Below are 6,318 nucleotides of genomic sequence, written 5' to 3' on the forward strand. Positions count from 1 at the left end.
CCCCCCCCCCCCCCCGGCCGCCCGCCGGCCCGGCGAGCCGCCCCCCGTGCCGCAGCGCCAGGTCGCCGACCTCGGCGACGGCGGCCAGGGCGGCGTCGTGCTCGCACAGGACGGAGAGGCAGTAGGTGAACAGGCCGTCCACGTGCTGCCCGTAGGCGTGCAGGACCGGTGCCCCGGCGGAGGCCACCGGGCTCTCAAGCAAGCTCGTCACGGATCCGACGGTAGGGACGGGATTCGCCCGGTCCGGTGGTTTCCCGGGGCTTGTACTTCTTTCGGGTAACAGCATCGGCCCACCCGTGACCCCGCGCGCATCCGGCCCGCGCACGCCGCCCGGATGCCCCGTGCCCCCCCCCGCGCGTGGGGGGCCGGCCGGGCCGCCGCGGACCGGCCCGGCCCGCGTTGTCGGACCCACCGGCTACGGTTGGCCGCATGGCAGCCCGCACCAAGACCACCGCCAAGCCGCGCCCGGCGTACCGCTGCACCGAGTGCGGCAACCAGCTCCCCAAGTGGGTGGGCCGCTGCCCGGAGTGCAACTCCTGGGGCACCGTCGAGGAGTACGGCGCCGTCCCGCTGCGGACGACCGCGGCCGGCCCGGTCAGCTCCCCGGCGAAGCCGATCGGCCAGGTCGACGGCCAGGTGGCGACGGCCCGCACCACCGGCGTGCCGGAGCTGGACCGGGTGCTCGGCGGCGGCCTGGTGCCCGGTGCCGTGGTGCTGCTCGCGGGCGAGCCCGGCGTCGGCAAGTCCACCCTGCTGCTGGACGTGGCCGCCAAGGCCGCGAGCGACCGGCACCGCACGCTGTACGTCACCGGCGAGGAGTCGGCCGGCCAGGTCCGGCTGCGCGCCGACCGGATCAACGCGCTCTCCGAGCACCTCTACCTGGCCGCCGAGTCGGACCTCGGGGCGGTGCTCGGCCACATCGAGGCGGTGAACCCGGGGCTGCTGATCCTCGACTCGGTGCAGACCATCGCCTCCGCCGAGCTGGACGGCGCGCCCGGCGGCCCGGCCCAGGTCCGCGAGGTGGCGAACGCGCTGATCAGGGCCTCCAAGGAGCGCGGCATGGCGACCCTCCTGGTCGGCCACGTCACCAAGGACGGCCAGATCGCCGGCCCCCGCCTGCTGGAGCACCTGGTCGACGTGGTGCTGTCCTTCGAGGGAGACCGGCACGCCCGGCTGCGGATCATCCGCGGGGTCAAGAACCGCTACGGGGCGACCGACGAGGTCGGCTGCTTCGAGCTGCACGACGAGGGGATCGCGGGCCTCGCCGATCCGTCCGGGCTGTTCCTGACCAGGCGTGACAAGCCGGTGCCGGGCACCTGCCTGACCGTCACCCTGGAGGGCCGGCGCCCGCTGGTCGCCGAGGTGCAGGCGCTGATGGTGGATTCGCAGATCCCCTCGCCGCGCCGGACGACCTCCGGCCTGGAGTCGCCGCGCATCGCGATGATCCTGGCGGTCGTCGAGCGCCACGGCGGGGTGAAGTTGGGCAAGCAGGACATCTACACCGCGACGGTCGGCGGCGTGAAGCTCACCGAGCCCTCCGCGGACCTCGCCATCGCCCTGGCGGTGGCCAGCTCCTCCTCCGACACCCCGCTGCCGAGCAACCTGGTCGCCATCGGCGAGGTCGGCCTGGCGGGCGAGGTACGCCGGGTGACGGGCGTGCAGCGCCGGCTCGCCGAGGCGCACCGGCTGGGCTTCACCCACGCGCTCGTCCCGCCGGACCCGGGCAAGGTGCCGCCGGGGATGAAGGTGGTGGAGGTGTCGGACATCGGTGAGGCGCTGCGGGCGATCCCGGGCCGCCGCCGGCCCGCGCGGCCCCGCCAGGAGCCGTCCGCCCCGCCGGCCGCCGCCCCCCGCGGCGGTGCCGGCGACCCGGCCCGGGCGGCCCTGCAGGCCTACGTCCCGGCCCACCCGGAGGAGCTGATGGACGGCTGGGAGCCGGTCGGGGCCGACGAACTCGACTGACTCCGGCCCCGCTATTGCCGCACGCAGTTAGACTTTGCCCTGTCTAATGGGCAATCGGTAATCGGTGCAGTAATAAGCGAGAGACCGTCGGGCGCCGCGCCACGCGGTCCGGCTCGACCGGAGGAGTCACGTGGCAGGCAGCGACCGGGCGGACAGGTCCCCCCGCGAGGAGGCCCTGCTGCGGGCCTCCCTCAGTGCGATCGCGCCCGGCACGGCGCTGCGGGACGGCCTGGAGCGCGTGCTGCGGGCCAACACCGGCGGGCTCATCGTGCTCGGCTTCGACAAGAGCGTGGAGTCGCTCTGCACCGGCGGTTTCGTGCTGGACGTCGAGTTCACCGCCACCCGGCTGCGCGAGCTCTGCAAGCTCGACGGCGCGGTGATCCTGGACAAGGACATCACCAAGATCGTCCGGGCCGGCGTGCACCTGATGCCCGACTCCGCCATCCCGACCGACGAGACGGGCACCCGCCACCGCACCGCCGAGCGGGTGAACCGGCAGACCGGGTTCCCGGTGGTCGCCGTCTCGCACTCGATGCGGCTGATCGCGATGTACGTCAACGGCAGCCGCCGGGTGCTGGAGGACTCCACCACCGTCCTCTCCCGCGCCAACCAGGCGCTGGCCACCCTGGAGCGGTACAAGCTCCGGCTGGACGAGGTCGCCGGCACGCTCTCCGCGCTGGAGATCGAGGACCTGGTGACCGTCCGCGACGTGGCCGCGGTCGTCCAGCGGCTGGAGATGGTCCGGCTGATCGCCGCCGAGATCGCCGGCTACGTGCTGGAGCTCGGCACCGACGGCCGGCTGCTCTCGCTGCAGCTGGACGAGCTGATCGCCGGCGTGGAGCCGGAGCGCGAGCTCGTCGCCCGGGACTACTTCCCCGAGCGGGCCGCGAAGAGGGGCCGGACGGTCATCGAGGTGCTCGCCGACCTGGAGGCGCTCACCCACGCCGAACTGCTCGACCTGCAGACGGTGGTCAAGGCGCTCGGCTACTCGGGCTCGCTGGAGTCGCTGGACTCGGCGGTCTCGCCGCGCGGCTACCGGCTGCTCGCCAAGGTGCCCCGCCTGCCGAACACCGTGATCGAGCGGCTGGTCGAGCACTTCGGCGGGCTGCAGAAGCTGCTGGCGGCCAGCATCGACGACCTGCAGACGGTCGAGGGCGTGGGCGAGACCCGGGCCCGCTCGGTGCGCGAGGGGCTCTCCCGGCTGGCCGAGTCGTCGATCCTCGAACGCTACGTCTGACGCCCCCGGCCCCCGCCGCGGGGCCGGAGCACCACCGGCCCGTCCGGTGGGGCGGACGGGCCGGCTGCTCCCACCACTCTGCCGTCGGGCAGGTCCGCGACAAAGAGGCTTTCCCGACACCGCACAGGCTTCACACAGGCGTGCAGCATTCGGGCCCGCGAACCGGGACGTACCCGGGCACACCGCCGCCGCCGACACCCGCCGGTGACGCCGCGTCGGACGGCCGACACACGCTCGCCACACCACGCGGTGCCGGGCCGGCCGAAAACCGCCGCACCGGGTGCCCGCGACCGCGCGCAACGGCCCGTCCCCGAGGTGTCGGGGACGGGCCGTTGCGGTACCGGTGGTTCAGTCCTCCAGGCGGATGGAGGTCCGGGCCGAGACCGGGCCGCCGGCCGGGCCGGCCAGGTCCGCCTGGACGAGGTAGTTGCCGGCGCCGGCCGACGTGCCGTCGGCGGAGGCGCACTGCGGCTTGCTGCGGTTGCGGCTCCAGGTGAAGTTCTCGGTCAGCCCGGCCCCGGCGGCCAGCTGCACCCAGGTGGCCTGCCGGTTCGCCGGGCAGTCGCCCGAGGACCAGACCCGCTCGCCGTTGCTGGCGGTGACGGTCAGCGTCGACGCCGTGCGGCCGAGATCCACCCGGCAGCCGGTGCCCGAGGTGTTGCGGACGGTCAGCGAGAACCGCGGCTTGACCTTGACGGTGTACGAGTTGAGGCCGCTCGCCAGCTCCAGCGAGACCTGGGAGGCCGCGCAGGCCGGCAGGGCCATCACGTCGGGGGTGTTGGTCGGCGGCTGGCCGCCGCCCGTGCCGCCGCCGCTGCCGGTGCCGCCCGCCGCGGATCCGTCCGTGCCGCCCGCGGTGCTGCCGGTGCCGTCCGAACTGCCGCTGCCCGTACCGCCGGTGGAGAGGCTGACGTCCCCGCCGGAGGCGCCGGTGCCACCGGCCGCCGCGGCGCCGCCGCCCGTACCGCCGGGGCGCGAGGTGATGGCCGAGCCGGAGGGGCTGGCGCCTGGCGTGATCGACTGGACCGGGGCGGCCTGCGAGGTCTTCTTCTGCCCCTGGCCGCCGCCGTCGCCCGATCCGGTGAGGAGCCAGATCACCAGCGCCGCGACGACGGCCAGCGCGACGAGCACGACAAGACGCCGTCGCCAGTAGATCGAGGCGGGCAACGGTCCCACGGGTTGACGCAGAGAGGGCACGCGCAAACTCTACGAGACTGTGTGCACCCGTTGATGCATCAACACTGTACGGGGATCACTTCCTTCACATGATCCGCCATTTGCTCCGGACGGGCGAGGGCCTTTCCGGCCGTTCCGGGGGCCTGTCCCGGCCCCTGGCCGCCCCCTATAGTCGCGTCATGGCGACCGTGCAGCGCACCGAATCCGACCCGGCCCGAACCGTCGCCGAGGCGCGGCGGGCGTTCTTCGTGATGTTCGCCTTCCTCTGCACGGTGTGGGCCCTGCAACTGGCCAACTGGCTCGGCGACTACGCGCTCACCCTCGACTTCGGCATCCGCTCGCACCGGCCCGAGCGGCTCCCGGACGTCCTCGCAGCCCCGCTGCTGCACGTGAACTGGCAGCACGTGGAGAGCAATTCGGGCCCGCTGTTCGTCTTCGGCTTCCTCGCCGCCTACCGCGGGGTGAAGAAGTTCCTCGGCCTGACCCTGCTGGTGGCGCTCACCAGCGGGGCCGCCGTCTGGCTCTTCGAGAGCGAGCAGATGGTGACGGTCGGTGCGAGCGGCCTGATCTACGGCTACTTCGGCTACGTGGTGCTGCGCGGCGTGATCGACCGGAACCTCATCGACAGCCTGGTCGGCCTGGTGATGGCAGCCTCGTTCGCCTACATCCTCACCACCGCGGTGCCGGGCACCCCGGGCGTGAGCTGGCTGGGGCACCTCGGCGGACTGGTCGGCGGCCTGTTCGGCGCCTGGCTGCTGCGCGACCGCGGCGCCCGGACGGTCCGCGCCGGTGCCACCGACGCCGGGCCGGCGGCGGACACCCGGCCAGGGCCCGCCGGCACCGTGGCCACCCGGGGCGCGGCCGCGCCCGGCACGCTGCCAAAGAGCCCGCGGGCCGCGCTGCTCAAGGAACTGGACGACCTCGGCCTCTGAGCCCGGGCGGCCCGGCAGCCCCGGCGGTCCACGCGATCCGGTCGGGCCGCCGCCGGCGGCGTGGGAGGATCGGCAGTGCCATGGTTGCCATCAATGCCACTCCCTCCCGGCTGCACTCCGCCGTCATCGGCTGGTACGAGGCCAACGCCCGCGACCTGCCCTGGCGGGACTCGACCGCCACGCCCTGGGCGGTGATGGTCAGCGAGTTCATGCTCCAGCAGACCCCGGTGAAGCGGGTGCTGCCCGCCTACGCGGCCTGGATGGAGCGCTGGCCCACCCCGGCCCGGCTGGCCGCCGACGCCCCCGGCGAGGCCGTCCGGATGTGGGGCCGGCTCGGCTACCCGCGGCGCGCGCTGCGGCTGCACGGCGCCGCGGTGGCCATCACCGAGCAGCACGGCGGGCAGGTGCCGGAGGACCACGCGGCGCTGCTGGCGCTGCCCGGCGTCGGCGAGTACACCGCGGCCGCCGTCGCCTCCTTCGCCTTCCGCCAGCGCCACGTGGTGCTGGACACCAACGTCCGCCGGGTGTTCGCCCGGGCGGTGACCGGTGTGGAGTACCCGGCGCAGGCGACCACCGCCGCCGAGCGCCGCACCGCCGCCGCGTACCTGCCCGAGGGTGACGACCGGGCGGCGACCTGGGCGGTCGCCGTGATGGAGCTCGGCGCGCTGGTCTGCACCGCGCGCGGACCCGAGTGCGCCGACTGCCCGCTGTTCGCCGACTGCGCCTGGCAGAAGGCCGGCCGCCCGCCCTACGAGGGCCCGGCCCGCCGCGGGCAGACCTACGAGGGCACCGACCGCCAGGTCCGCGGCAAGCTGCTGGCCGTGCTGCGCGAGGCGCACGGCGAGGTGCCGCAGGCCCGGCTGGACGCCGTCTGGCCGGACGCCGTGCAGCGGGCCCGGGCCCTGGACGGCCTGGTCGCCGACGGCCTGGTCGAGCCGGTGGCCCAGGGCGTCTACCGGCTGCCGGGCTGACCGGCCCGGAACAACGGACGGGGGGCCGCCCGGCCGGGGC

At 74.8% G+C, this 6,318-nt stretch carries 5 protein-coding genes and 1 pseudogene; 4 read left to right on the forward strand and 2 right to left on the reverse strand.

Annotation, left to right across the window (positions count from 1 at the left end; genetic code table 11):
- Window positions 1-211, reverse strand: a pseudogene (locus ABD353_RS38895) (hypothetical protein); the annotation flags it as partial.
- A 218-nt stretch (window positions 212-429) separates the two neighbouring features.
- Between ABD353_RS38895 and radA the strand changes: the two are divergent.
- Together radA and disA are read left to right on the forward strand one after the other, a co-directional pair.
- Window positions 430-1,962 (forward strand): DNA repair protein RadA, encoded by a 1,533-nt coding sequence (gene radA / locus ABD353_RS38900; protein ID WP_344628455.1) that lies wholly within the window; start codon window positions 430-432, stop codon window positions 1,960-1,962.
- A 178-nt stretch (window positions 1,963-2,140) separates the two neighbouring features.
- Entirely contained in the window at window positions 2,141-3,199 is a 1,059-nt protein-coding gene (disA, locus tag ABD353_RS38905) for a DNA integrity scanning diadenylate cyclase DisA (RefSeq protein ID WP_344628459.1), read from the forward strand.
- 348 nt (window positions 3,200-3,547) lie between these two features.
- On the opposite strand, the gene ABD353_RS38910 is transcribed toward disA, so the two are convergent.
- Window positions 3,548-4,375, reverse strand: coding sequence for a hypothetical protein (locus ABD353_RS38910; RefSeq protein ID WP_344628456.1), 828 nt, complete (start codon window positions 4,373-4,375; stop codon window positions 3,548-3,550).
- A gap of 179 nt (window positions 4,376-4,554) precedes the next feature.
- On the opposite strand from ABD353_RS38910, the gene ABD353_RS38915 reads away from it, so the two are divergent.
- The gene (locus tag ABD353_RS38915; RefSeq protein ID WP_344628457.1) at window positions 4,555-5,307 is read left to right on the forward strand and encodes a rhomboid family intramembrane serine protease; all 753 of its coding nucleotides are present in this window, start codon (window positions 4,555-4,557) and stop codon (window positions 5,305-5,307) included.
- An 80-nt stretch (window positions 5,308-5,387) separates the two neighbouring features.
- Window positions 5,388-6,278 carry an HhH-GPD family protein gene (locus ABD353_RS38920; RefSeq protein WP_344628458.1) on the forward strand — a complete coding sequence of 297 codons (891 nt, stop codon included), beginning with the start codon at window positions 5,388-5,390 and terminating at the stop codon, window positions 6,276-6,278.
- Window positions 6,279-6,318 lie beyond the last annotated feature (40 nt).

This window comes from Kitasatospora arboriphila (assembly GCF_039528095.1).
GTDB lineage: Bacteria > Actinomycetota > Actinomycetes > Streptomycetales > Streptomycetaceae > Kitasatospora > Kitasatospora arboriphila.

Bases quoted from the DNA above. Each gene is read 5' to 3' on its own strand.
- ABD353_RS38915 (WP_344628457.1), top strand. From the start codon at position 4,555: ATGGCGACCGTGCAGCGCACCGAATCCGACCCGGCCCGAACCGTCGCC.
- ABD353_RS38920 (WP_344628458.1), top strand. From the start codon at position 5,388: ATGGTTGCCATCAATGCCACTCCCTCCCGGCTGCACTCCGCCGTCATC.
- radA (WP_344628455.1), top strand. From the start codon at position 430: ATGGCAGCCCGCACCAAGACCACCGCCAAGCCGCGCCCGGCGTACCGC.